The sequence below is a fragment of the Pseudomonas sp. BTN1 genome, from assembly GCF_001907715.1.
GTDB classification, from domain to species: Bacteria; Pseudomonadota; Gammaproteobacteria; order Pseudomonadales; family Pseudomonadaceae; genus Aquipseudomonas; species Aquipseudomonas paracarnis.
This window is the reverse complement of sequence record NZ_MPBM01000009.1, coordinates 1-23044: the sequence shown is the minus strand read 5'-3', so window position 1 is coordinate 23044 and position 23044 is coordinate 1. Positions and strand designations below refer to the sequence as shown.

The following is a 23044-nucleotide window of genomic DNA, read 5'->3' as shown; positions in this document are numbered from 1 at the left end:
GGACACCATGTCGAAGTCGGTTCAACTCATCAAAGATCATGACGTTAAATGGATTGATCTGCGCTTCACGGACACAAAAGGCACTCAGCACCACGTGACCATGCCGGCTCGCGATGCGCTGGAAGATGACTTCTTCGAAGTCGGCAAGATGTTCGACGGTTCCTCCATCGCCGGCTGGAAAGGCATCGAAGCCTCCGACATGATCCTGCTGCCAGACGACAGCACCGCCGTACTCGACCCGTTCACCGAAGAGCCAACCCTGATCCTGGTGTGCGACATCATCGAGCCTTCGACCATGCAAGGCTATGACCGCGACCCACGCGCCATCGCCCACCGTGCCGAGGAATACCTGAAGTCCACCGGTATCGGCGACACCGCATTCTTCGGCCCTGAGCCAGAGTTCTTCATCTTCGACTCGGTGAAGTTCAAATCCGACATCTCCGGCTCCATGTTCAAGATTTTCTCCGAGCAAGGTTCGTGGATGTCCGACCAGGACGTGGAAGGCGGCAACAAAGGCCACCGTCCAGGCGTGAAAGGCGGCTACTTCCCAGTACCACCGTTCGACTTCGACCATGAAATCCGTACCTCCATGTGCAACGCACTGGAAGAAATGGGCCAGACCGTTGAAGTTCACCACCACGAAGTGGCGACTGCCGGCCAGAACGAAATCGGCGTGAAATTCAACACGCTGGTGAAGAAGGCTGACGAAGTTCAAACTCTGAAATACTGCGTGCACAACGTTGCCGATGCCTATGGCCGCACCGCTACCTTCATGCCTAAGCCGCTGTACGGCGATAACGGCTCAGGCATGCACGTTCACGTATCGATTTCCAAAGACGGCAAGAACACCTTCGCTGGCGAAGGCTATGCCGGCCTGTCCGATACCGCCCTGTACTTCATCGGCGGCATCATCAAGCACGGCAAGGCCCTGAACGGCTTCACCAACCCGTCGACCAACTCCTACAAGCGTCTGGTCCCAGGTTTTGAAGCGCCGGTGATGCTGGCCTACTCGGCACGCAACCGCTCCGCCTCGATCCGTATTCCTTACGTCAACAGCCCTAAAGGCCGTCGTATCGAAGCGCGCTTCCCAGACCCGGCTGCCAACCCTTACCTGGCCTTCGCCGCCCTGATGATGGCCGGCCTGGACGGTATCCAGAACAAGATCCACCCTGGCGACGCCGCCGACAAAAACTTGTACGACCTGCCGCCTGAAGAGGCCAAAGAGATCCCACAAGTGTGCGGCAGCCTGAAAGAAGCCCTGGAAGAGCTGGACAAGGGCCGTGCGTTCCTGACCAAAGGCGGCGTTTTCAGCGACGACTTCATCGACGCTTACATCGCCCTGAAAAGCGAAGAAGAAATCAAAGTACGCACCTTCGTACACCCACTGGAATACGAGCTGTACTACAGCTGCTGATCCGGTAGCGCTGCTTGAGGCAGCGTGATGAAAAAGACCTCCTTCGGGAGGTCTTTTTTTTGCCTGGGCGTTACGCTACGCCAACTCTGCAAACCCAATCAAAGTGTGGGAGCTGGCTTGCCTGCGATAGCGCACTGCCGGCCACCTGCTGTATCACTGACACACCGCCATCGCGGGCAAGCCCGCTCCTACAGGAGATCACCTTTGAGATATCGACTTGTATTTGCCCTGCTGTTCATCAGTGCCAGTGCGAGCGCTGCGCCGCCTACGCTCGAACCCCTGCTCAACAGCATCGCCGAACGCCTTGAGATTGCCGACCAGGTAGCACTGAGCAAGTGGGACAGCCACAAGCCCGTGGAGGACAAGAAGCGCGAACAAGAGGTGATCGCCAGCGTCACTGCCCAGGCGCCGAGCTACAAGCTGGACCCGGCCGCTGCCGAGCAGTTCTTCGCCGCCCAGATCGAAGCCAACAAACTGGTGCAATATACCCACCTGTCCGACTGGCAGTTCCAGGGCAAAGCGCCCGACGACCCGCGCCCGGACCTGGTCCAGCAGATTCGCCCGCAATTGGACGCGCTGCAAAAAAGGCTGCTGCAGCAGTTGGCTGACTTCACGCCCCTGCGCACAGACCCCAAATGCCCCCAATGGCTGGCCGAGGCCGTGCACGAACCGCTGAATGATCCGCTGCGCCAGCTGGCGATGATCCGCGCCACCGCCGAGCTTTGCATCTATAAAGGTTAAAAGGACTGCAAATCCAATTAAAAATGTGGGAGCTGGCTTGCCTGCGATAACGGTGTTGAATGCACCACAGCTATCGCAGGCAAGCCAGCTCCCACACTGACTGCGATTTGCCTTCAATCTTCAGTGGCTGAACAACCTTCACAAAACCGCACTATATTGGTGCGATAGCCTGCACCCTTCTCAATTGCCCAGCCCATTTTGGTTCGAAACTTCCCGTTGAGGCTGGCAGAACGCCACAGTTTCGCGCCTGAACCCCTTATTTCAGGGCATTAGCGCTTCTTTTCGGAGCCTTGGTTTGGTTTTTGCATTTTCCTTGTATCAGCGTGTGCCTCAAGCCCGCGCCTTGCTCCAAAAGAGGTCCCGATGACCATCAGCGATGCACTGCACCGTTTGTTACTCGACAACCTGACCACCGCGACCATCCTGCTCAATGCCGACCTGCGCCTTGAGTACATGAACCCGGCGGCGGAGATGCTCCTGGCGATCAGCGGCCAGCGCAGCCATGGGCAGTTCATCAGCGAATTGTTCACCGAGTCGGCCGAAGCCTTGAGTTCGTTGCGCCAGGCCGTGGAGCAGGCACACCCGTTCACCAAGCGCGAAGCGATGCTCACCGCGCTGACCGGGCAAACGTTGACCGTCGACTACGCCGTAACCCCAATCCTGAGCAATGGCGCGACCCTGTTGCTGCTCGAAGTCCACCCCCGCGACCGCCTGCTGCGTATCACCAAGGAGGAAGCACAGCTGTCCAAGCAAGAAACCAGCAAGATGCTGGTGCGCGGCCTCGCCCATGAGATCAAGAACCCGTTGGGCGGCATTCGCGGCGCGGCACAGTTGTTGTCCCGCGAGCTGCCGGACGAGCACCTCAAGGACTACACCAACGTCATCATCGAAGAAGCCGACCGTCTGCGTAACCTGGTAGACCGTATGCTCGGCTCCAACAAGCTGCCGTCCCTGGCGATGACCAACGTGCATGAGGTGCTGGAGCGCGTCTGCCAATTGGTCGAGGCCGAAAGCCAAGGTTGCATCACCTTGGTGCGCGACTACGACCCAAGCATTCCCGACGTGTTGATCGACCGCGAGCAGATGATCCAGGCGGTGCTCAACATCGTGCGCAACGCCATGCAGGCCATCAGCAGCCAGAACGAGCTGCGCCTGGGCCGCATCAGTTTGCGCACCCGCGCCCTGCGCCAGTTCACCATCGGCCATGTGCGCCATCGCCTGGTGACCAAGGTCGAGATCATCGACAACGGCCCCGGCATTCCTGCGGAGCTGCAGGAAACCATCTTTTTTCCCATGGTCAGCGGCCGCCCGGACGGTACCGGGCTAGGCCTGGCCATTACCCAGAACATCATCAGCCAGCACCAGGGCCTGATCGAATGTGAGAGCCACCCCGGCCACACCACGTTCTCGATCTTCCTGCCATTGGAACAAGGAGCCCCCACGACATGAGCCGTAGTGAAACTGTCTGGATCGTCGACGACGACCGTTCTATCCGCTGGGTCCTCGAAAAAGCCTTGCAACAAGAAGGCATGACCACCCAGAGCTTCGACAGCGCCGATGGGGTGATGAGCCGCCTGGCACGTCAGCAACCGGACGTGATCATTTCCGATATCCGCATGCCTGGGGCCAGTGGCCTGGACTTGCTGGCGCGCATTCGCGAGCAGCACCCGCGCTTGCCGGTGATCATCATGACCGCCCACTCGGACCTGGACAGCGCTGTCGCGTCCTATCAGGGCGGCGCCTTTGAATACCTGCCCAAGCCATTCGATGTGGATGAGGCGGTGGCGCTGGTCAAGCGCGCCAACCAGCACGCCCAGGAACAACAGAACCAGGAAGCGCCGCCGACCCTGACCCGCACCCCGGAAATCATCGGGGAAGCGCCGGCGATGCAGGAAGTGTTTCGCGCCATCGGGCGCTTGAGCCACTCCAACATCACTGTGTTGATCAATGGCGAATCGGGGACCGGTAAAGAACTGGTGGCCCACGCCCTGCACCGCCACAGCCCTCGAGCGGCCTCGCCGTTTATCGCACTGAATATGGCGGCGATTCCCAAGGATTTGATGGAGTCCGAGCTGTTCGGCCATGAAAAAGGCGCGTTCACCGGGGCAGCCAACCTGCGTCGCGGACGCTTTGAACAGGCGGACGGCGGCACGCTGTTCCTCGATGAGATCGGCGACATGCCGGCCGATACTCAGACTCGCTTGCTGCGGGTGCTGGCTGACGGCGAGTTCTATCGTGTGGGCGGGCATACGCCGGTGAAGGTGGATGTGCGCATCATCGCGGCCACCCACCAGAACCTGGAAACACTGGTGCATGCGGGTAAATTCCGTGAGGACTTGTTCCACCGCCTCAACGTGATCCGCATCCACATTCCGCGCATGTCGGACCGCCGCGAAGATATCCCTACCCTCGCCCGCCATTTCCTCAGCCGCGCCGCCCTGGAGCTGGCGGTGGAGCCCAAGCTGCTCAAAAGCGAGACCGAGGAATACCTCAAGAATCTGCCGTGGCCCGGCAACGTGCGCCAGCTGGAGAACACCTGCCGCTGGATCACCGTAATGGCCTCCGGGCGCGAAGTGCACATCAGCGACCTGCCGCCGGAGCTGCTGAGCCTGCCGCAGGACTCGGCTCCCGTGACCAACTGGGAACAGGCGCTGCGCCAATGGGCCGACCAGGCCTTGGCACGCGGCCAGTCGAACCTGCTGGACAGCGCCGTGCCAGCGTTCGAGCGGATCATGATCGAGACCGCGCTCAAACACACCGCCGGCCGCCGCCGTGATGCCGCCGTGCTGCTGGGTTGGGGGCGCAATACCCTGACGCGCAAGATCAAGGAACTGGGGATGAAGGTGGATGGTGGGGATGATGATGAGGGTGATGAAGCCTGAACCCCAAGACCGCTGAAGGCCCCGTGTGGGAGCCTGGCTTGCCCGCGATGACGGTGTGTCAGTCACCCGGTATAGGGCTGACACGCCGTCATCGCAGGCAAGCCAGCTCCCACATTGGTTTTGTGCAATGCCTGCAGACTGTGCACCGCTTCAATGCACGATGAACCGGCATTGAGCACAGACCAGAAAACCTGCATATCGCTTTCGCTACAAATTTCTTGGCAGCAGAAACAATCAAAGCCCCGTATTCCGGGGCTTTGCGCTTTTTGGCATTTTTTTTCCAGCAGCAATTGCAAGTTTTGGCACGCCCCCTGCAATAACCTCAGTACTACCCAGTTTCGGGGACCTTGGTACAGGCAGGCCGAGAATCCCCTCTTTAACACCGAAGCCTTAGGCTTCACCCCGTTTTGGGAGCCCTGGTACAGGCAGGCCGGGAACTCCCTCTTTTATTGCTCTTGGAGATGGATCTCCAGCCGCCAGCGGCCATCGACCTCTGCACCGCTCCACTCCCCACGCAACGGCCGAGCCGCCACCAGATTCAGCAGCAGGCCAGCGTCGGTCTTGCGGATGCGCCAATTCACGTCCTTGTCATTGACCTTGAGCTGCCCGCTGGCAGCCTTGCCCTGGGCGTCAAACAGCAACGCCACGGTGCCGTCGATATGCTCGCCGTGCAGCTTGGGTTCGTCGTTGAACCACACCACCAAACCATCCGCCGCAGGTTCTACCTGTTGCAGCTCAAGCGGCTCGGGGGTGGTCAAGCGACCGATCATCAAGCCAATCATCAAGCCGACAATCGCCAATGAGCCCAACACCCTCGGCAATAGCTTCGGTCTCGGGTCGTCTTCGGGGGTAGAATGCAGCGCATCTTTGCCTTCGGAGCCGTGCATGTTTCACGTCATCCTTTTTCAACCAGAAATTCCGCCGAATACCGGCAACGTTATCAGGCTGTGCGCCAACAGTGGCTGCCACCTGCATTTGATCGAGCCGTTGGGCTTTGACATGGACGACAAGCGCCTGCGCCGTGCCGGGCTGGACTACCACGAGTACGCCACCCTCAAGCGCCATGCCGACCTCGCCAGTTGCCTGGAGAGCCTGGGCCACCCTCGGCTGTTCGCGTTCACCACCAAGGGCTCGCGGCCGTTTCATGATGCCAGCTTTGCCGAGGGCGACGCGTTCCTGTTCGGCCCGGAGAGCCGAGGCCTGCCGGCCGAGGTGCTTGACGCATTGCCCGATGGCCATCGCCTGCGCTTGCCGATGCGTGAAGGCTGCCGCAGCCTGAACCTGTCGAACACCGTGGCCGTCGCTGTTTACGAAGGCTGGCGACAACTGGGCTTTAAATAAAACGCAAAACAAATGTGGGAGGGGGCCTGGGTGGGAGCCGGGCTTGCCCGCGATGCAGGCACCTCGGTGTGTCAGTCACACCGCAGTGATGCTATCGCAGGCAAGCCAGTTCCCACCCAAGCCCGCTCCCACATTTTTGATCGGCGCCGCTCAAAAAATCATTGAACGGTCGGAGCGCCTTCCTGTTGCATGCGCTGCAGCTCTTGGGCGTACAGGGCATCGAAGTTCACCGGGGCCAGCATCAGGGCCGGGAACGAACCACGGGTGACCAGGCTGTCCAGGGTCTCACGGGCATACGGGAACAGGATGTTCGGGCAGAACGCGCCCAGGGTGTGGCTCATGGACGCTTCGTCCAGGCCCTGGATCAGGAAGATACCGGCCTGTTGCACTTCAGCGATGAAAGCGACCTCTTCACCATTCTTGACGGTGACCGACAGGGTCAGCACGACTTCGTGGAAGTCGCCTTCCAGGGCTTTCTGACGGGTGTTCAGGTCCAGCGCAACGCTTGGGGTCCATTCCTGACGGAAGATCGCCGGGCTTTTCGGCGCTTCGAACGACAGGTCGCGCACGTAGATGCGCTGCAGCGAAAACTGTGGGCCTTGAGCTTCTGCTGCTTCGGTATTCTGTTGATCAGTCATCGCAGATCCTTCTTTATCTTGGGGTTCTTAAGGGGTTGGCAGTCAGACGGACAGCAGCGCATCAAGTTTACCGGCGCGCTCCAGAGCGAACAGGTCATCGCAACCACCGATATGCCGGGTGCCGATCCAGATCTGCGGGACCGACGTGCGGCCAGCCTTCTGGGCCATTTCGGCGCGCACCTGAGGCTTGCCATCAACCTTGATCTCTTCGAAGGCGACCTTCTTGCTCTGCAGCAGCTGCTTGGCTCGAATGCAAAACGGGCAATAATCGCTGGAATATACGACAACCTGGCTCATATCACTTCACCAACGGCAGGTTATCGCCACGCCAGCTGCTGATACCACCCGACAGCTTGGCGGCGGTGAAGCCGGTCTTGAGCATCTCGCGGGCGTGGGTGCCCGAGTGCTGGCCTTGGGCGTCGACCAGGATAATGGTCTTGGCCTTGTATTTTTCCAGCTCGGCCAAGCGCGCGATCAGCTTGTCCTGAGGAATGTTCAGGGCACCAACGATGTGGCCAGCGGCATAATCCTTGGCCGGGCGAATATCGACGACAACGGCCTCATCCTTGTTGACCAGCGCGGTCAGCTCCGACGTGCTCAGGCTGCGACCACCGCGGCTCAGTTCATGCGCGATCAGCAGCGCCAGCAGGATGACGAAGGCACCCACGAGCAGGTAGTGGGCAGTGGCAAATGCAATCAGGTGATCAACCATCAAGGAGGTTCCAGGGCGTTAAAATGGCGGTAAGTATACACAGCCGCCAAGGAGGGCCAACCCCCGTAAAGCGGTGACGCGCTCGGAACTTCGCTTTAAACTGCCACTCCCTTTTCCATTGTCTTCCTTTATTACCGCCGCGAGAGGATCTATGACTACCACGCCTAAACCTTTGGTCCTGATAATTCTCGATGGCTTCGGACACAGTGAAAGCCACCACGACAACGCCGTGTACTCGGCCAACAAGCCCGTGCTGGACCGCCTGACTGCAACGGTTCCCAACGGTTTGATCTCAGGTTCCGGCATGGACGTGGGCCTGCCGGACGGCCAGATGGGTAACTCGGAAGTCGGCCACATGAACCTCGGCGCCGGACGAGTGGTATATCAAGACTTCACGCGTGTGACCAAAGCGATCCGCGAGGGTGAGTTTTTCGAGAACCCGACCATCTGCGCGGCGGTCGATAAAGCCGTCGCCGCCGGTAAAGCCGTGCACTTCATGGGCCTGTTGTCGGACGGCGGCGTACATAGCCATCAGGATCACTTGGTCGCCATGGCCGAACTGGCGTTCAAGCGCGGTGCCGACAAGATCTACCTGCACGCCTTCCTCGACGGCCGCGACACACCGCCCAAAAGCGCGCAATCGTCGATCGAGCTGCTCGACGCCACCTTCGCCGCCTTGGGCAAGGGCCGCATCGCCAGCCTGGTGGGCCGTTACTTCGCCATGGACCGCGATAACCGCTGGGACCGTGTCGCCCAGGCCTACAACCTGATCGTCGAAGGCCAGGCCGAATTCAACGCGGCCACCGCCCAGGAAGGCCTGGAAGCAGCCTACGCCCGTGGCGAGAGCGATGAGTTCGTCAAGGCCACCACCATCGGCGAGCCGGTGAAGGTCGAAGACGGCGACGCCATGGTGTTCATGAACTTCCGCGCCGACCGCGCCCGTGAACTGAGCCATGTGTTCGTCGATGAAGGCTTCAAGGACTTCGAGCGCGCACGCCAGCCAAAGGTCGAGTTCGTCATGCTTACCCAATACGCCGCCAACATCCCGGCCCCGTCGGCATTCGCCCCGGGCAGCCTGGAGAACGTGCTGGGCGACTACCTGGCTAAAAACGGCAAGACCCAGCTGCGCATCGCCGAAACCGAGAAATACGCCCACGTGACGTTCTTCTTCTCCGGTGGCCGCGAAGAGCCGTTCCCCGGCGAAGAGCGCATCCTGATCCCGTCGCCAAAAGTCGCTACCTACGACTTGCAGCCGGAAATGAGCGCACCGGAAGTGACCGACAAGATCGTCGACGCCATTGATCACCAGCGTTACGACGTGATCGTCGTCAACTACGCCAACGGCGACATGGTTGGCCACAGCGGCAACCTGGAAGCGGCGGTCAAGGCCGTGGAATGCCTGGATAAATGTGTTGGCCGCATCGTGGATGCGCTGGACAAAGTCGGTGGCGAAGCACTGATCACCGCTGACCATGGCAACTGCGAACAGATGTCCGACGAATCCACTGGTCAGGCTCACACAGCCCACACCACCGAGCCGGTACCGTTCATCTATGTCGGCAAACGTGACCTGAAAGTGCGGGAAGGTGGCGTGCTGGCGGATGTGGCGCCGACCATGCTGAAACTGATGGGGCTGGAGCAACCGAAGGAGATGACCGGGACCTCGATCCTGGTCTGATCCAAAGTGCGCCACAAAACAGTGTGGGAGCGGGCTTGCCCGCGATAGCGGCTAATCAGTCGACATCTATGTCGCTGACCCACCGCAATCGCGGGCAAGCCCGCTCCCACATTGGTTTTGTGGTGTTTGATAGATGTCTTTTTGCCATACCATCGCCACTCGGCGGCTATCTTGCCCTACCGCCCCAATTGGGCGTTTTTTTTGCAGCGCTTGGCGGGCATACTAGGCCGTCCTTTTCCCCTGGTGTCGCCCGCCTCTATGCTTCGCGCCTTGATCACCCTTGCTCTTGTCTGCCTGCTCCAACCGGCATTTGCCGATGAGCGCGCACAAACCCAACAACAGTTGGACGCTACGCGTCAGGACATTACCGAGCTGAAAAAACTGCTCGGCAAGCTCCAGGAAGAAAAATCCGGGGTGCAGAAAGACCTGCGCGGCACGGAAACCGAGATGGGCAAGCTGGAGAAGCAGGTCCAGGAGCTGCAAAAAGAACTAAAGAAGAGCGAGTCGGAACTGGAGCGACTCGACGCTGAGAAAAAAAAACTCCAGAGCGCACGCGTTGAACAGCAACGCCTGATCGCGATCCAGGCCCGTGCCGCGTACCAGAGCGGACGCCAGGAGTACCTCAAGCTGCTGCTCAACCAGCAGAACCCGGAAAAATTCGCCCGTACCCTCACCTATTACGACTACCTGAGCCAGGCACGCCTGGCGCAATTGAAGGGGTTTAACGAAACCCTGCGCCAATTGGCCAATGTCGAGCAGGAGATTGCCGACCAGCAATCGCAACTGCTCGACCAGAAAACCGCCCTCGACACCCAGCGTGATCAGTTGGACAAGGTGCGCAAGGAACGCCAGCAGGCCCTGGCCAAGCTCAACAGCGACGTAAAAGCCCGCGACGCCAAGCTCCAGGCACGCGAGCAGGACCAGGCCGACCTGGCCAAAGTCCTCAAGACTATCGAAGAAACCCTGGCCCGCCAGGCACGCGAGGCCGAAGAAGCGCGGCAAAAAGCGCTGATCGCCCAGCAGGAAGCCGAAAAAAAGCGTCAGCGTGAGGCCGAACTGGCTGCCACCAGCGACGCTCCGGCCCCGCGCAAACCGGCGCGTGCAGCCCCTGGCCCGCTGGTTTCCAGCAGTGGCGAGTCGTTCGGTGGCCCTTTTGCTTCAGCTCGGGGCAAACTTCCATGGCCGGTTGATGGTCGATTACTGGCACGCTTTGGGGAAACCCGTGGCGATGACACCCGTGCCAAGTGGGATGGCGTGATGATCAGCGCCTCTGCCGGCAGCCAGGTCCACGCCGTGCATGGTGGGCGCGTGGTGTTCGCCGATTGGTTGCGGGGCGCCGGCTTGCTGGTGATTCTTGACCACGGTAATGGCTATTTGAGCCTTTACGGCCACAATCAGACACTACTCAAGTCGGCAGGTGATGTTGTAAAAGCCGGTGAATCCATCTCCACTGTCGGTAACAGTGGTGGCCAGGACACCCCGGCGCTGTACTTTGCTATTCGTCAGCAGGGCCGCCCGAGCGACCCTGCACAATGGTGCCGGTCCCAAGGATAGGGTCGCATCTACATTAGGAGTTCGTTCGACATGCTGCATTTGTCCCGCCTCACTTCGCTGGCCCTGACGATCGCTCTGGTGATCGGCGCGCCTCTGGCTTTTGCCGACCAGGCCGCACCGGCTGCACCTGCCATGGCTGCGACGACCAAGGCGCCATTGCCGCTGGACGAGCTGCGCACCTTTGCCGAGGTCATGGACCGGATCAAGGCAGCGTATGTCGAACCCGTAGACGACAAGGCCCTGCTGGAAAATGCCATCAAGGGCATGCTCAGCAACCTCGACCCGCACTCCGCCTACCTGGGCCCGGAAGATTTCGCCGAGCTGCAGGAAAGCACCAGTGGTGAGTTCGGCGGCCTGGGCATCGAAGTGGGCTCCGAAGACGGCCAGATCAAAGTGGTCTCGCCCATCGACGACACCCCAGCGTCCAAGGCCGGCATCCAGGCCGGCGACCTGATCGTGAAGATCAATGGCCAGCCGACCCGTGGCCAGACCATGACCGAAGCCGTCGACAAGATGCGCGGCAAGCTCGGCCAGAAGATCACCCTCACCCTGGTACGCGACGGCGGCAACCCGTTTGACGTGACCCTGGCCCGTGCGACCATCACGGTCAAGAGCGTGAAGAGCCAGTTGCTGGAGTCGGGCTACGGTTACATCCGTATCACCCAGTTCCAGGTCAAGACCGGCGACGAAGTGGCCAAGGCCCTGGCCAAGCTGCGCAAAGACAACGGCAAGAAGCTCAACGGCATCGTGCTTGACCTGCGTAACAACCCAGGCGGCGTGTTGCAGTCGGCGGTTGAAGTGGTCGACCACTTTGTCACCAAGGGCCTGATCGTTTATACCAAAGGCCGGATTGCCAACTCCGAACTGCGCTTCTCGGCCACCGGCAACGACTTGAGCGAAAACGTGCCGTTGGCGGTGCTGATCAACGGCGGCAGCGCCTCGGCCTCGGAAATCGTCGCCGGCGCCCTGCAAGACCTCAAGCGCGGCGTGCTGATGGGCACCACCAGCTTCGGCAAAGGCTCGGTGCAGACCGTATTGCCGCTGAACAACGAGCGTGCGCTGAAGATCACCACGGCGCTGTACTACACGCCCAACGGCCGCTCGATCCAGGCCCAGGGCATCGTGCCGGACATCGAAGTACGCCGCGCCAAGATCACCAACGAGATCGATGGCGAATACTACAAAGAGGCCGATCTGCAAGGTCACCTGGGCAATGGCAACGGCGGCGCCGACCAGCCAACCGGCAGCCGCGCCAAGGCCAAGCCGATGCCCCAGGACGATGACTACCAACTGGCCCAGGCACTCAGCCTGCTCAAGGGCTTGAGCATCACCCGCAGCCGTTGATCATGCGCTTTGCCCTGATCTTCGCTGTGCTGTGCAGCCTGGCAGGGGTCGCTCAAGCGGCCCCTGCCGGCGAACCGCACAAAGCCTACCTGACGCTTATCATCGACGACCTGGGGCAAAACCTGCCTCGGGATCGTCGCGTGCTTGCGCTACCCGGCCCGGTGACCGCCGCCATCATGCCGGACACGCCCCACGCCGCCGAATTCGCCCGTGAGGCCCACAAGGCTGGCAAGATCGTGATCCTGCACATGCCTATGGACCCGGCCACCGGCCCATTCGCCTGGCACCCGGAGCTGTCCATCGAAGAACTGGGCAAGCGCCTGGACGCGGCATTTGAAGCCGTGCCCTACACCGCCGGTATCAACAACCACATGGGCAGCCGCATGACTGCACAACCGGTAGCGATGGCCTGGCTGATGGGTGAGTTGCAACGGCGTCACAAGTTCTTCGTCGACAGCCGCACCAGTGCGCAAACCGTCGCCGCCGCCGAGGCACAGAAGATCGGTTTGGCCCATGTGTCGCGGGATGTATTTCTCGATGACGAACGCACCGAGGCGGCGATTACCACGCAACTGCAGACCGCGATCAAACTGGCGCACAAGCAGGGTTCGGCAGTCATGATCGGGCATCCTTACCCACAGACGCTGGCGGTGCTGGAGCGCGAATTGCCCAAGCTCAAGGCCCAGGGCGTGGAGTGGATCGATATCAAGTTGATGATCAGCGTGCGCAGTAATCGGGCGATGGCCGGGCATGGCAAGGACGGTATTTACCGTTAAGGAAGATCGCAAAGATCTACTGTGGGAGCGGGCTTGCCCGCGATGGCGGAGTGTCGGTCACACAGGTATTGGCTGATCCATTGCTATCGCGGCAACCCCGCTCCCACATTGTTGATCGTGTTCATCCTGCCGACTTCAGAGGTAACGCGCCATGATTTCGTCTATACGGCCGCTGTTGCGTAACTCATCCAATGCGGCCTGGAGCCTGGCCACCACCTCATCCGGCACGTCCTTGTTCAACGCCAGGTAAAGCTGCGCACTGTTGAACCGCAACACCGTCTTGAGCCCGTTCACCCCCACCTGCCGCGCCAGGTAACGCCCGGCAGGATCGCCGGTGGCCCACAGGTCGATCTGACCTTCCATGAGCTTTTGCGCATTGTCCTGGTCACGCAGGGCGACCATCGGCTTGAGCCCCTGCTTGTCGAGGCTTTCGGCAATGGCATCGCCTTTGTAGGCGCCAATCTTGTAGCGGCGCGCTTGCTCCAGGCTTTCTAGCTGAATCTTGCTGTCGGCCTTGGCCAACATTACCCAATCATCCGGGCCGATGGGGCCGACCCATTTGAACAAGGCTTCACGGTCTGGCAGACGCGCCATCACAAACACACCGTAACCGGGTTTTTCCAGGGCGAGCTTGTAGATTCGTTCCCACGGGAAGCGCAGGGTCAGGTTGTAGGAAATGCCGGCACGCTGGAAGGTTTCGCGCATGATGTCTACGGCGATGCCTTCGATGTTCTCGTCCTTGGCGAAGTTCTTGCCGTTTTTCGCCATGTTGTAGGGCGGGAAATTTTCCGTCAACAACACCAGGGAGGCGTCAGACGGTTGTTCGGCGTGTGCCGTAGCCGCCATGAACATGGAGGAACTGGCGAGGGCGAGCAGCAGGTGTTTGAACATGAAGGCTACCGGAATCCATGGCAAGCGCAGAGAGTGCCGCGAGCCTGCCATGGTGTCCAGCAGCGTTTAGCGCACGACGATACCGCGCGCCGCCATATAGGCCTTGGCCTCGGGCACGGTGTATTCACCAAAGTGAAAAATACTCGCCGCCAGCACCGCGCTGGCATGGCCTTCGAGCACGCCATCGGCCAAGTGTTGCAGGTTGCCGACGCCGCCCGACGCGATCACCGGGATGCCCAGGGCATCACTGATGGCGCGGGTGACGCCCAGGTCGAAACCGTTTTTCATGCCGTCCTGGTCCATGCTGGTCAGCAGGATTTCACCGGCGCCCAGGCCTTCCATCTTCATCGCCCACTCCACCGCGTCCAGCCCGGTAGGCTTGCGCCCGCCGTGGGTGAAGATCTCCCAGCGCGGGGTTTCACCCGGGCCGGAGACCTTCTTGGCGTCGATAGCCACCACGATGCATTGCGAGCCGAAGTGTTGCGCGGCTTCGCCGACAAACTCAGGGTTGAACACGGCGGCGGTGTTGATCGAGACCTTGTCCGCACCGGCATTGAGCAGATTGCGGATGTCTTGCACGGTGCGCACTCCGCCACCCACGGTCAGCGGGATAAACACCTGGCTGGCCATGCGCTCGACGGTATGCAGCGTGGTATCGCGGCCATCGACGCTGGCAGTGATGTCGAGAAAGGTAATCTCGTCGGCACCTTGCTCATCGTAGCGACGGGCAATTTCCACCGGGTCGCCGGCGTCACGAATGTTCTCGAACTTGACGCCCTTGACCACGCGACCGTTGTCGACGTCCAGGCAAGGGATGATGCGTTTGGCCAGCGCCATGGTCAGTCCTCAGCCGTTGTAGGCATCGCAGTAAGCCTGGGCTTCGGCGACGTCCAGGGTGCCTTCATAGATCGCACGGCCGGTGATGGCGCCGATGATCCCAGGCGCCTTGGCGTCCAGCAGCGACTTGATGTCGCCCAGGTTGTGGATGCCGCCGGAAGCGATCACCGGAATCTTCGTGGCCGCTGCCAGGGCTGCGGTGAAGGGTACGTTGCAGCCCTGCATCATGCCGTCTTTGGCGATGTCGGTATAAACGATGGCGGACACGCCGTCGGCTTCGAACTGCTTGGCCAGGTCGATCACTTGCACGGTGCTGATTTCAGCCCAGCCATCGGTAGCGACGAAGCCATCCTTGGCATCCAGGCCTACGATCACTTTGCCCGGGAACGCGCGGCAGGCTTCGGCGACGAAGGCTGGGTCTTTCACGGCCTTGGTGCCGATGATCACGTAACTCACGCCCGCTTTCACGTAGTGCTCGATGGTCTCCAGGGAGCGGATACCGCCGCCGATCTGGATCGGCAGGTTCGGGTAGCGCTTGGCAATGGCGGTGACCACCTCGCCATTGACCGGCTGGCCTTCGAAGGCACCGTTCAGGTCCACCAGATGCAGACGACGGCAGCCCCCTTCTACCCATTTGGCAGCCATGCTCACCGGGTCATCGGAGAACACCGTGGAATCTTCCATGCGGCCTTGGCGCAAGCGGACACAAGCGCCGTCCTTGAGATCGATAGCGGGGATAATCAGCATCTGGCAAACCTTATTCGATATTCAGCAATGCTTGGGAAATCAGGGTTTCTCAAGCGACCACAAGTCGCTTTCGATGCTTTCGAACCTTTCCTTAAGGAGCGTCTGCGTGTCGAAAACCGCCCTGTTGTAATAATGCGGCGCCACTTCGGTGGTGAACAGCTCAAGAATCTCGGCGACCTCGAACGAACCCAGCTTGAGCTCGAAGCGGTCTTCCATGAAACGTTTGATCTTGTCGGTGGCCGCACGCTCCTGCTCGGGCGTGAGGTTCAAGATCGGCGGCTTCGGTTTCTTGGCCATTACCAGCGACCATCCCACGCGGCGAAGTTCTGCAGCAATTGCAGGCCATGGGTATGACTCTTCTCCGGGTGGAACTGCACGGCAAAGCGCGAACCATCGGCCAGCGCGGCGGCAAAGTCGACGCCGTAATGCCCGCCACCCACCACCTGGCGCGGGTTACCGGCGGCGATATAGTAGCTGTGCACGAAGTAGAAACGCGCCATGTCCGGGATGTCGTGCCACAGCGGGTGGTCGACGGTGCGGCGCACTTCGTTCCAGCCCATGTGCGGGACTTTGAGGTGCTCGCCCTCTTCATGCAGGTCTTTGCCGAAGAACTTCACCTGGCCCGGAAACACCCCGATGCAGTCGACACCGCCGTTCTCTTCACTGCTGTCGAGCAAAGCTTGCATGCCCACGCAGATACCGAGGAAGGGGCGGTCCTGGCTGACTTCGCGCACCAGGCTGTCAAAGCCCAGGCGGCGGATCTCGGCCATGCAATCGCGAATCGCGCCAACGCCGGGGAACACCACGCGGTCGGCTTCGCGAATCACGTTGGCATCGCTGGTGATCAGCACCTTGCCGGCACCTACATGCTCAAGGGCCTTGGCCACCGAGTGCAGGTTACCCATGCCGTAATCGATAACCGCGACCGTCTGCATTACAGAACGCCCTTGGTCGACGGCATTTGCCCGCCCATGCGCTCATCGACTTCCACAGCCATGCGCAACGCGCGGCCGAAAGCCTTGAACACGGTTTCGATCTGGTGGTGGGTGTTGGTGCCGCGCAGGTTGTCGATGTGCAGGCTGACCAGTGCGTGGTTGACAAAGCCCTGGAAGAATTCCTGGAACAGGTCGACGTCAAAGCCACGGCCCACGTTCGCGCGGGTGTAAGGCACGTGCATCTGCAAACCCGGGCGGCCGGAGAAGTCGATGACCACCCGGGACAGCGCTTCATCCAACGGGACATAGGCATGGCCGTAGCGACGGATGCCTTTTTTGTCGCCGATGGCCTTGGCAAACGCCTGGCCGAGGGTGATGCCCACGTCTTCCACCATGTGGTGGTCGTCGATATGCAGGTCGCCTTTGCCGACGATATCCAGGTCGATCAGCCCGTGACGGGCGATCTGGTCCAGCATGTGCTCAAGAAAAGGGACACCGATATCGAATCGGGCCTTTCCGGTGCCATCCAGGTTGATCGAGGCTTTGATCTGGGTTTCCAGAGTGTCGCGCTCGACAGATGCCTTACGTTCGGCCATCACCAGCTCCGCAAAATCATTGGGCGAAAAAGGCAGCCATTATAGGGGCGCAGGCGCTAAACAGAAACAACGAAGGGGATAAGACTGACGAGTTGGAGCGAGGAATGTCGGGGATAGACATGTGCATACATGTGAGCATGGGCTTATGTGGGAGCTGGCTTTTGTGGGAGCTGGCTTGCCTGCGATAGCATCACTGCGAGGCAACTGGTACACCGAGGTGCCTGTATCGCAGGCAAGCCAGCTCCCACATTAGCCCGGCCCCACAGGAGCCGGGCCCACCCTTATTGCGGTGTCAGTGGAACAGTACCGCCGTCTTCTGCAGGGTCACCCACACACCCCACGCCAGCGGAATACCCACTACCAGCCACGCGGCAATCGCCAGCGGCTTGCTGGCGGCGGAGGCCTTCCACTCCAGCACGGTGGTGGCATCGGCACCTTTGTCATGGCCCAGCGCCTGTTCGGCGGCAAGTTCTGCATCAGTCATGAAGTACTTATCGGCCACCGGGCGCACCAGCAGGTTGCAGATGAAGCCCAGCACCAGCAAGCCGGCGAGGATGTACAAGGTGATGTCGTAGGCCGCGGCGCGTTCAACGCCGATGCTCAACTGGTATTCACGCAGGTAGTTCACCAGCACCGGGCCCAACACGCCCGCAGCGGCCCAGGCGGTCAACAGGCGACCGTGGATCGCGCCAACCATCTGGGTGCCGAACAGGTCGGCCAGGTAGGCCGGAACCGTGGCAAAACCACCGCCGTACATCGACAGGATGATGCAGAACGCCGCCACAAACAGCGCCACGTTGCCCAGATGCCCCAGGTTCGGGATCAGCGCGTACAGGGCAAAGCCCAGGGCGAAGAACACGAAGTAGGTATTTTTACGCCCCAGGTAGTCAGAGAACGAGGCCCAGAAGAACCGGCCACCGATGTTGAACAGGCTCAACAGGCCGGTAAAACCAGCGGCAATGGCTGCAATGGAGGCCAACTGGCCCGCATCCAATTGGCCGAATGGCACATCAACACCCAACAACTTGCCGCCGAACACTTCCTGCAGCAGCGGCGAGGCCATGCCCAAGATGCCGATACCGGCAGACACGTTCAGGCACAGCACCAGCCATACCAGGCGGAACTGCGGGGTTTTCCACGCCACATTCACATGCACGTGACGGTGAGTGATCATCGCATTGCTGGCTTTTTTCGCCGGCGCGGTCCAGCCCTCAGGCTTCCAGCCGGTCGGCGGTACGCGATACAGCAGGGCGCCACCGATCATGAACACGAAATAAATCGCCGCCATGACCACAAAGCTCTGCCATACGCCCACGCTGGTGGGCGAAGAGAAATGGCCCATCAGTGCCGCAGCCAGGGGCGCACCCACCATCGCGCCGCCGCCGAAGCCCATGATCGCCATGCCGGTCGCCATGCCGCGCTTGTCCGGGAACCACTTGATCAAGGTCGAAACGGGCGAGATATAGCCCAGGCCCAGGCCGATACCGCCAATGACACCGGAGCCGATCCACATCAGCCAGATCTGGTGGGTATAGATACCCAGCGCCGAGATCAGCAGGCCACCGCACCAGCACAACGCCGAGACAACGCCGGCCTTGCGTGGCCCCGCATGTTCCAGCCAGCCGCCCCAGATCGCTGCCGAGCAGCCCAGGAAGATGAAGAACAGGGTGTAGATCCAGCCCAGCATGGAGATGGGCCAGTCACATTGGGACGAGAAGACTTGGGCGATAAAGCTCATGTCCGGCGCGCAGGCCACCGGTGCGGTGATACCCAGCGCCTTGGACAACGGCAGCCAGAACACCGAGAAGCCGTAGGCCATGCCGATGCACAGGTGGATGGCCAGGGCGGCCGGTGGAACCAGCCAGCGGTTGAAGCCCGGCTTGGCGATGATGCGCTCCTTGGACAGGAACGCAGGCTGTGCGGCGGCAGTGCCGGCCACAGTGCTAGTGCTCATTGGTGTTTCCCCCAGTTATTGGTATGCGTCCGTCAGGCGCTCTCTCCCTCGGCCTTGCACGCAAAGCGTGGCCGTTTTGTTGAGTGAAGCTCCCTTTTAGGCGCGACCTTAAGTCGCAGAAGGCGGACGAACGTGCAGAGATTAGCACCAGTGGATGACAGAAAAATCAAACTGCCACTACCTTTTTTGGATTATCTGTATTTTTCTGACGTCAAAATCCCATTTCCACGCCGGTGGATACAATGTAACGATCCGTGAACTGACGCCGGCCTTCGGGCGTTATACTCTGCGGCTAAATTTTGAATTCGACATACAAGGACTCGCCCATGAAAGCGTTCGGCAAAATCCTGGGTCTGGTACTTCTGGGGCTGTTGCTGATCATTGTGGCGCTCGGCTTTGCCCTGACCCACCTTTTCGATCCCAACGACTACAAAGAAGAAATTCGCCAGATAGCCCGCGACAAGGCCCACATCGAGCTGACGCTCAATGGCGATATCGGCTGGAGCCTTTTCCCCTGGCTGGGCCTGGAACTGCACGAGGCCAGCGTCGCGACCCTGACCGCACCCACCCAACCTTTCGCCGACTTGCAGATGCTCGGCCTGTCGGTACGCGTACTGCCACTGCTGCGCCGCGAAGTGCAGATGAGCGATGTGCGTGTCGAGGGCTTGAACCTGCGCCTGAACCGCGACAAACAGGGCCACGGCAACTGGGAAGACATCGGCAAGAACCTGCCCGACGAAACCACAGGCACCCCCGCTCCCGCGCCAGTCGAACCCGTGGCTGAAACCAAGCCGGAAAAGCCGCCGCAGCCGATCCGCCTGGACATCGACAGCCTGACCATCAACAACGCTCGTGTTGAGTACACCGATGAACAGACCGGCAAGCAATTGAGTGCCGAGAGCATCCAACTGAGCGCCGGAGCCATCCACGAAGGCGCCAGCATTCCGCTGAAACTCACGGCGTTCCTGGGTAGCAACCAGCCGCTGATGCGGGTCAAGACCGAGCTGAACGGCAACTTGCGCATCCAGCGGGCCCTTAAGCGCTACCAGTTCGAAGACATGCGCTTAAGCGGTGAAGCCACCGGCGAGCCGCTGCAAGGCAAGACCGTGAGCTTCTCTACCCAGGGCCAACTGCTGGTGGACCTGGCGGCCAACGTCGCCGAATGGACCAACCTGAAACTGGCGGCCAACCAATTGCGCGCCTTGGGCGAATTGAAAGCCAATGACCTGGACAAAACCCCGCAGATCAGCGGCGCCCTGTCGGTTGCCCAGTTTGACCTGGCCAAGTTTCTTGAGAGCATCGGCCACCCACTGCCAGCCATGGCCCCAGGTAGCCTGAGCAAGGTCGAGCTGGTGAGCCGCCTCAAGGGCACGCCCACCAGCGTCGCCCTGGAAGACCTGAACCTGAAGCTCGATGGCAGCACCTTCACCGGCCGCGTCGCCGTGGATGATTTCGCCAAGCAGTCCCTGCGTGTGCAGCTCAAGGGCGATACCTTCAATGCCGACAATTACCTGCCGGCCAAATCCGAAGCCGCCAAAGGTGCAACCGCTGCACGCCAGGCCGAAGTACAGAGCAGCGAGGCCGGCGCCATGGCGGCAGGCGGCAACACACCATTGCCCGAGGCGCCGACCAAAGGTGCCTGGAGCAATGACAAACTGCTGCCGCTGACGCGCCTGCGCAGCCTGGACGTGAATGCAGACCTGACCTTTGGCGAGCTGACCCTTAGCCAATTGCCCATTCAAAATGCGGTGCTTAAAGCCTCCGGCATTGACGGGCAACTCAAGCTCGACACCCTTAGCGGCGGTCTCTACAACGGCACGTTCCAGGCCAACGGCACACTCGACGTGCGCCAGGACACGCCAGTGCTGGCCCTGCAAAGCCACATCAAGCAGGTACCTGTTGAACGCATCCTGCAGGCCCAAGGGAAAACTCCGCCGGTCAAAGGCCAGCTCACCCTCGACAGCAACCTCAGCGGCCGCGGCAACAGCCAGAAGGCCCTGATCGACAGCCTCAACGGCACCGCCAGCCTCGTGATCAACAACGGTGTGCTGCTCAATGCCAACATTGAGCAGCAACTGTGTACCGGCATCGCCCTGCTCAACCGCAAGACCCTGAGCACCACGCCAGGCGGCAAGGACACGCCCTTCCAGGAACTGCGCGGCAACCTCACGTTCCGTAACGGCGTGGCCAGCAACCCCGACCTGAAAGTGCGCATTCCTGGCCTGACGCTCAACGGCAACGGTGATGTGGATTTACGTGTGCTGGGTATGGACTACCGCGTCGGCATCATCGTTGAAGGCGACAAGCGCGACGTGCCGGACCCGGCTTGCCAGGTCGGCGCCAACTTCCAGGGCATTGAGGTACCGCTGCGTTGCCGTGGCCCGCTGGAGCTGGGCGCCAAGGCCTGCCGCCTGGACAAGGACGGCCTCGGCCAGGTCGCCCTCAAGGCGGCCGGCAATCGCCTGAACGAGAAGCTGGAAGAGAAACTCGACAAGGTTAATCCCAAGCTCAAAGACGCATTGAAAGGCCTGTTCAACCGATGAAAAACGAGCAGTTTTCACAGGCGGTGCTGGACTGGTACGACCGCCACGGCCGCCACGACCTGCCCTGGCAACAGGGCATCACGCCGTACCGAGTGTGGGTGTCGGAGATCATGCTGCAACAGACCCAGGTCAGCACCGTGCTCAATTATTTCGACCGTTTCATGGCGTCTCTGCCCACGGTCGAAGCCCTGGCCGCCGCGCCGGAAGACGAAGTGCTGCACCTGTGGACGGGCCTGGGCTACTACACCCGGGCGCGTAACCTGCAAAAAACCGCCAAGATCGTTGTCGCCGAATACGGCGGTGAGTTTCCCCGCGACGTCGAAAAGCTCACCGAGCTGCCGGGCATCGGCCTGTCCACCGCTGGCGCGATTGCCAGCCTGAGTATGGGCCTGCGCGCGCCGATCCTCGACGGCAACGTCAAACGCGTGCTGGCGCGCTTTACCGCGCAAGAGGGTTACCCTGGCGAGCCCAAGGTGGCCAAGCAGCTGTGGGCCACCGCAGAGCGCTTTACACCCCATACCCGCGTCAACGCCTACACCCAGGCAATGATGGACATGGGCGCCACGCTCTGCACCCGCAGCAAACCCAGTTGCTTGTTGTGCCCGCTGGAAAAAGGCTGCGAAGCCCACATGCTCGGCCTGGAGACGCGCTACCCGATCCCCAAGCCGCGCAAGACCATTCCGCAAAAGCGCACGCTGATGCCCATGCTGGCGAACGCCGAGGGCGCGATCCTGCTTTACCGTCGCCCGTCTACGGGCTTGTGGGGCGGCTTGTGGAGCTTGCCGGAGCTGGATGACCTGGGCGACCTTGACCACCTGGCCAACCAGCATGCACTCGCGCTGGGCAAGCATCAGGAACTGCCGGGGCTGATCCACACCTTCAGCCACTTCCAGTTGGCCATCGAACCCTGGCTGGTCCAGGTCGAGGAAACCGCCCATCACGTGGCCGAGGCCGACTGGCTCTGGTATAACCTCGCCACCCCGCCGCGCCTGGGCCTTGCCGCCCCGGTAAAAACATTGCTCAAGCGCGCGGCCGACGTATTGAACGCAGGAGTTTCGTCATGACCCGCACCGTTATGTGCCGTAAGTACAAAGAAGAACTGCCAGCCCTGGAACGTGCCCCTTTTCCGGGTGCCAAAGGCCAGGACATCTACGATAACGTTTCCGCCCAGGCGTGGGCCGACTGGCAAAAACACCAGACCCTGCTGATTAACGAAAAACGCCTGAACATGATGAACGCCGAAGACCGCAAATACCTGCAGGGCGAAATGGACAAGTTCTTTTCCGGCGAGGAATACGCCCAGGCCGAAGGCTACGTCCCACCTGCTCAATAATTGATCAAAAACCGGGGTCGGCACGTAAGCGACGGTAATAATTAAATATTTTTTGAAAACTTGCTTGACGCCCCCCTGAAAAACCCGTTTAATGCGCCCCGTTGCCCAGATAGCTCAGTCGGTAGAGC

The 23044-nt window shown here is 60.7% G+C and carries 24 protein-coding genes; 12 read left to right on the top strand and 12 right to left on the bottom strand.

The features are described 5' to 3' along the window. Positions 1-7: 7 nt before the first annotated feature. From glnA to ntrC, 4 genes are all read left to right on the top strand, one after another. Complete coding sequence (glnA, locus tag BMH52_RS03775) at positions 8-1414, top strand: type I glutamate--ammonia ligase (RefSeq protein ID WP_003187811.1); 1407 nt, start codon at positions 8-10, stop codon at positions 1412-1414. Between the two features lie 204 nt (positions 1415-1618). Next, the gene (locus BMH52_RS03770; RefSeq protein ID WP_014716524.1) at positions 1619-2155 is read left to right on the top strand and encodes a chorismate mutase; all 537 of its coding nucleotides are present in this window, start codon (positions 1619-1621) and stop codon (positions 2153-2155) included. 363 nt (positions 2156-2518) lie between these two features. Then, complete coding sequence (glnL, locus tag BMH52_RS03765; RefSeq protein ID WP_014716523.1) at positions 2519-3604, top strand: nitrogen regulation protein NR(II); 1086 nt, start codon at positions 2519-2521, stop codon at positions 3602-3604. Continuing rightward, positions 3601-5037, top strand: a complete 1437-nt coding sequence (gene ntrC / locus BMH52_RS03760; protein ID WP_003187806.1) for a nitrogen regulation protein NR(I) — start codon at positions 3601-3603, stop codon at positions 5035-5037. The genes glnL and ntrC overlap by 4 nt, the downstream gene beginning before the upstream one ends. Positions 5038-5099: 62 nt before the next feature. On the opposite strand, the gene BMH52_RS03755 is transcribed toward ntrC, so the two are convergent. Next, positions 5100-5333, bottom strand: a complete 234-nt coding sequence (locus BMH52_RS03755; RefSeq protein WP_177345073.1) for a hypothetical protein — start codon at positions 5331-5333, stop codon at positions 5100-5102. Positions 5334-5483: 150 nt separating this feature from the next. Continuing rightward, a complete protein-coding gene (locus BMH52_RS03750; RefSeq protein ID WP_019819992.1) occupies positions 5484-5924 on the bottom strand; it encodes a hypothetical protein in 441 nt (146 codons plus the stop codon). Between BMH52_RS03750 and BMH52_RS03745 the strand changes: the two genes are divergently transcribed. Next, positions 5923-6378, top strand: coding sequence for a tRNA (cytidine(34)-2'-O)-methyltransferase (locus tag BMH52_RS03745; RefSeq protein WP_003171120.1), 456 nt, complete (start codon positions 5923-5925; stop codon positions 6376-6378). The genes BMH52_RS03750 and BMH52_RS03745 overlap by 2 nt on opposite strands. 158 nt (positions 6379-6536) lie before the next feature. Here the strand turns inward: BMH52_RS03745 and secB are convergent, their stop codons facing one another. Genes secB through BMH52_RS03730 form a run of 3 tightly spaced genes read right to left on the bottom strand, consistent with a single transcriptional unit; the run spans position 6537 to position 7728 of the window. Continuing rightward, positions 6537-7016, bottom strand: a complete 480-nt coding sequence (gene secB / locus BMH52_RS03740; RefSeq protein WP_014716520.1) for a protein-export chaperone SecB — start codon at positions 7014-7016, stop codon at positions 6537-6539. Positions 7017-7058: 42 nt separating this feature from the next. Continuing rightward, positions 7059-7313 (bottom strand): glutaredoxin 3, encoded by a 255-nt coding sequence (gene grxC / locus BMH52_RS03735; protein WP_019819989.1) that lies wholly within the window; start codon positions 7311-7313, stop codon positions 7059-7061. 1 nt (position 7314) lies between these two features. Then, the gene (locus BMH52_RS03730) at positions 7315-7728 is read right to left on the bottom strand and encodes a rhodanese-like domain-containing protein (protein ID WP_003187796.1); all 414 of its coding nucleotides are present in this window, start codon (positions 7726-7728) and stop codon (positions 7315-7317) included. A gap of 151 nt (positions 7729-7879) precedes the next feature. Between BMH52_RS03730 and gpmI the strand changes: the two genes are divergently transcribed. From gpmI to BMH52_RS03710, 4 genes are all read left to right on the top strand, one after another. Beyond that, positions 7880-9406: a 2,3-bisphosphoglycerate-independent phosphoglycerate mutase gene (gene gpmI, locus BMH52_RS03725; protein ID WP_014716518.1), complete on the top strand. Its 1527-nt coding sequence runs from the start codon at positions 7880-7882 to the stop codon at positions 9404-9406. Between the two features lie 258 nt (positions 9407-9664). Further along, positions 9665-10960, top strand: coding sequence for a murein hydrolase activator EnvC (locus BMH52_RS03720; RefSeq protein ID WP_019819986.1), 1296 nt, complete (start codon positions 9665-9667; stop codon positions 10958-10960). Between the two features lie 30 nt (positions 10961-10990). After that, the gene (locus tag BMH52_RS03715) at positions 10991-12304 is read left to right on the top strand and encodes a S41 family peptidase (RefSeq protein WP_020302395.1); all 1314 of its coding nucleotides are present in this window, start codon (positions 10991-10993) and stop codon (positions 12302-12304) included. A 2-nt stretch (positions 12305-12306) separates the two neighbouring features. Next, positions 12307-13080 (top strand): divergent polysaccharide deacetylase family protein, encoded by a 774-nt coding sequence (locus BMH52_RS03710; protein ID WP_019819983.1) that lies wholly within the window; start codon positions 12307-12309, stop codon positions 13078-13080. Positions 13081-13215: 135 nt separating this feature from the next. Here BMH52_RS03710 and BMH52_RS03705 read toward each other — a convergent pair whose 3' ends face one another. The 7 genes from BMH52_RS03705 to BMH52_RS03675 all read right to left on the bottom strand — a co-directional run bounded on the left by BMH52_RS03705 (position 13216) and on the right by BMH52_RS03675 (position 19040). Further along, positions 13216-13971: an ABC transporter substrate-binding protein gene (locus BMH52_RS03705; RefSeq protein WP_069868907.1), complete on the bottom strand. Its 756-nt coding sequence runs from the start codon at positions 13969-13971 to the stop codon at positions 13216-13218. A gap of 66 nt (positions 13972-14037) precedes the next feature. Next, entirely contained in the window at positions 14038-14808 is a 771-nt protein-coding gene (gene hisF / locus BMH52_RS03700; RefSeq protein ID WP_003187786.1) for an imidazole glycerol phosphate synthase subunit HisF, read from the bottom strand. 9 nt (positions 14809-14817) lie between these two features. Beyond that, the gene (gene hisA / locus BMH52_RS03695) at positions 14818-15555 is read right to left on the bottom strand and encodes a 1-(5-phosphoribosyl)-5-[(5-phosphoribosylamino)methylideneamino]imidazole-4-carboxamide isomerase (RefSeq protein WP_003187784.1); all 738 of its coding nucleotides are present in this window, start codon (positions 15553-15555) and stop codon (positions 14818-14820) included. 39 nt (positions 15556-15594) lie between these two features. Continuing rightward, positions 15595-15852 carry a DUF2164 domain-containing protein gene (locus BMH52_RS03690; RefSeq protein WP_014716514.1) on the bottom strand — a complete coding sequence of 86 codons (258 nt, stop codon included), beginning with the start codon at positions 15850-15852 and terminating at the stop codon, positions 15595-15597. Continuing rightward, on the bottom strand, positions 15852-16490 hold the full coding sequence (gene hisH / locus BMH52_RS03685; protein ID WP_014716513.1) for an imidazole glycerol phosphate synthase subunit HisH: 639 nt from the start codon (positions 16488-16490) through the stop codon (positions 15852-15854). The genes BMH52_RS03690 and hisH overlap by 1 nt, the downstream gene beginning before the upstream one ends. Then, positions 16490-17086 carry an imidazoleglycerol-phosphate dehydratase HisB gene (gene hisB / locus BMH52_RS03680; protein ID WP_003187781.1) on the bottom strand — a complete coding sequence of 199 codons (597 nt, stop codon included), beginning with the start codon at positions 17084-17086 and terminating at the stop codon, positions 16490-16492. Before hisB ends, hisH begins: the two co-directional genes overlap by 1 nt. A 292-nt stretch (positions 17087-17378) precedes the next feature. Further along, positions 17379-19040 (bottom strand): OFA family MFS transporter, encoded by a 1662-nt coding sequence (locus tag BMH52_RS03675; RefSeq protein WP_014716512.1) that lies wholly within the window; start codon positions 19038-19040, stop codon positions 17379-17381. 326 nt (positions 19041-19366) lie between these two features. On the opposite strand from BMH52_RS03675, the gene BMH52_RS03670 reads away from it, so the two are divergent. From BMH52_RS03670 to BMH52_RS03660, 3 genes are read left to right on the top strand one after another with little or no spacing between them, the layout of a single operon-like run. Next, positions 19367-21583 (top strand): AsmA family protein, encoded by a 2217-nt coding sequence (locus tag BMH52_RS03670; protein WP_073842948.1) that lies wholly within the window; start codon positions 19367-19369, stop codon positions 21581-21583. Beyond that, on the top strand, positions 21580-22647 hold the full coding sequence (gene mutY / locus BMH52_RS03665) for an A/G-specific adenine glycosylase (protein ID WP_020302399.1): 1068 nt from the start codon (positions 21580-21582) through the stop codon (positions 22645-22647). The genes BMH52_RS03670 and mutY overlap by 4 nt, the downstream gene beginning before the upstream one ends. Beyond that, entirely contained in the window at positions 22644-22916 is a 273-nt protein-coding gene (locus BMH52_RS03660; RefSeq protein WP_014716509.1) for an oxidative damage protection protein, read from the top strand. The genes mutY and BMH52_RS03660 overlap by 4 nt, the downstream gene beginning before the upstream one ends. Positions 22917-23044: the final 128 nt, after the last annotated feature.

What these genes read in the sequence shown, in the direction of transcription:
- hisA (WP_003187784.1), bottom strand. Translation starts at nt 15,555, where the DNA reads ATGCTGATTATCCCCGCTATCGATCTCAAGGACGGCGCTTGTGTCCGC.
- BMH52_RS03710 (WP_019819983.1), top strand. Translation starts at nt 12,307, where the DNA reads ATGCGCTTTGCCCTGATCTTCGCTGTGCTGTGCAGCCTGGCAGGGGTC.
- glnL (WP_014716523.1), top strand. Translation starts at nt 2,519, where the DNA reads ATGACCATCAGCGATGCACTGCACCGTTTGTTACTCGACAACCTGACC.
- BMH52_RS03675 (WP_014716512.1), bottom strand. Translation starts at nt 19,040, where the DNA reads ATGAGCACTAGCACTGTGGCCGGCACTGCCGCCGCACAGCCTGCGTTC.
- secB (WP_014716520.1), bottom strand. Translation starts at nt 7,016, where the DNA reads ATGACTGATCAACAGAATACCGAAGCAGCAGAAGCTCAAGGCCCACAG.
- ntrC (WP_003187806.1), top strand. Translation starts at nt 3,601, where the DNA reads ATGAGCCGTAGTGAAACTGTCTGGATCGTCGACGACGACCGTTCTATC.
- hisB (WP_003187781.1), bottom strand. Translation starts at nt 17,086, where the DNA reads ATGGCCGAACGTAAGGCATCTGTCGAGCGCGACACTCTGGAAACCCAG.
- hisF (WP_003187786.1), bottom strand. Translation starts at nt 14,808, where the DNA reads ATGGCGCTGGCCAAACGCATCATCCCTTGCCTGGACGTCGACAACGGT.
- BMH52_RS03750 (WP_019819992.1), bottom strand. Translation starts at nt 5,924, where the DNA reads ATGCACGGCTCCGAAGGCAAAGATGCGCTGCATTCTACCCCCGAAGAC.
- BMH52_RS03720 (WP_019819986.1), top strand. Translation starts at nt 9,665, where the DNA reads ATGCTTCGCGCCTTGATCACCCTTGCTCTTGTCTGCCTGCTCCAACCG.
- glnA (WP_003187811.1), top strand. Translation starts at nt 8, where the DNA reads ATGTCGAAGTCGGTTCAACTCATCAAAGATCATGACGTTAAATGGATT.
- grxC (WP_019819989.1), bottom strand. Translation starts at nt 7,313, where the DNA reads ATGAGCCAGGTTGTCGTATATTCCAGCGATTATTGCCCGTTTTGCATT.
- mutY (WP_020302399.1), top strand. Translation starts at nt 21,580, where the DNA reads ATGAAAAACGAGCAGTTTTCACAGGCGGTGCTGGACTGGTACGACCGC.
- BMH52_RS03670 (WP_073842948.1), top strand. Translation starts at nt 19,367, where the DNA reads ATGAAAGCGTTCGGCAAAATCCTGGGTCTGGTACTTCTGGGGCTGTTG.
- BMH52_RS03690 (WP_014716514.1), bottom strand. Translation starts at nt 15,852, where the DNA reads ATGGCCAAGAAACCGAAGCCGCCGATCTTGAACCTCACGCCCGAGCAG.
- BMH52_RS03660 (WP_014716509.1), top strand. Translation starts at nt 22,644, where the DNA reads ATGACCCGCACCGTTATGTGCCGTAAGTACAAAGAAGAACTGCCAGCC.
- gpmI (WP_014716518.1), top strand. Translation starts at nt 7,880, where the DNA reads ATGACTACCACGCCTAAACCTTTGGTCCTGATAATTCTCGATGGCTTC.
- BMH52_RS03715 (WP_020302395.1), top strand. Translation starts at nt 10,991, where the DNA reads ATGCTGCATTTGTCCCGCCTCACTTCGCTGGCCCTGACGATCGCTCTG.
- BMH52_RS03730 (WP_003187796.1), bottom strand. Translation starts at nt 7,728, where the DNA reads ATGGTTGATCACCTGATTGCATTTGCCACTGCCCACTACCTGCTCGTG.
- BMH52_RS03705 (WP_069868907.1), bottom strand. Translation starts at nt 13,971, where the DNA reads ATGTTCAAACACCTGCTGCTCGCCCTCGCCAGTTCCTCCATGTTCATG.
- hisH (WP_014716513.1), bottom strand. Translation starts at nt 16,490, where the DNA reads ATGCAGACGGTCGCGGTTATCGATTACGGCATGGGTAACCTGCACTCG.
- BMH52_RS03745 (WP_003171120.1), top strand. Translation starts at nt 5,923, where the DNA reads ATGTTTCACGTCATCCTTTTTCAACCAGAAATTCCGCCGAATACCGGC.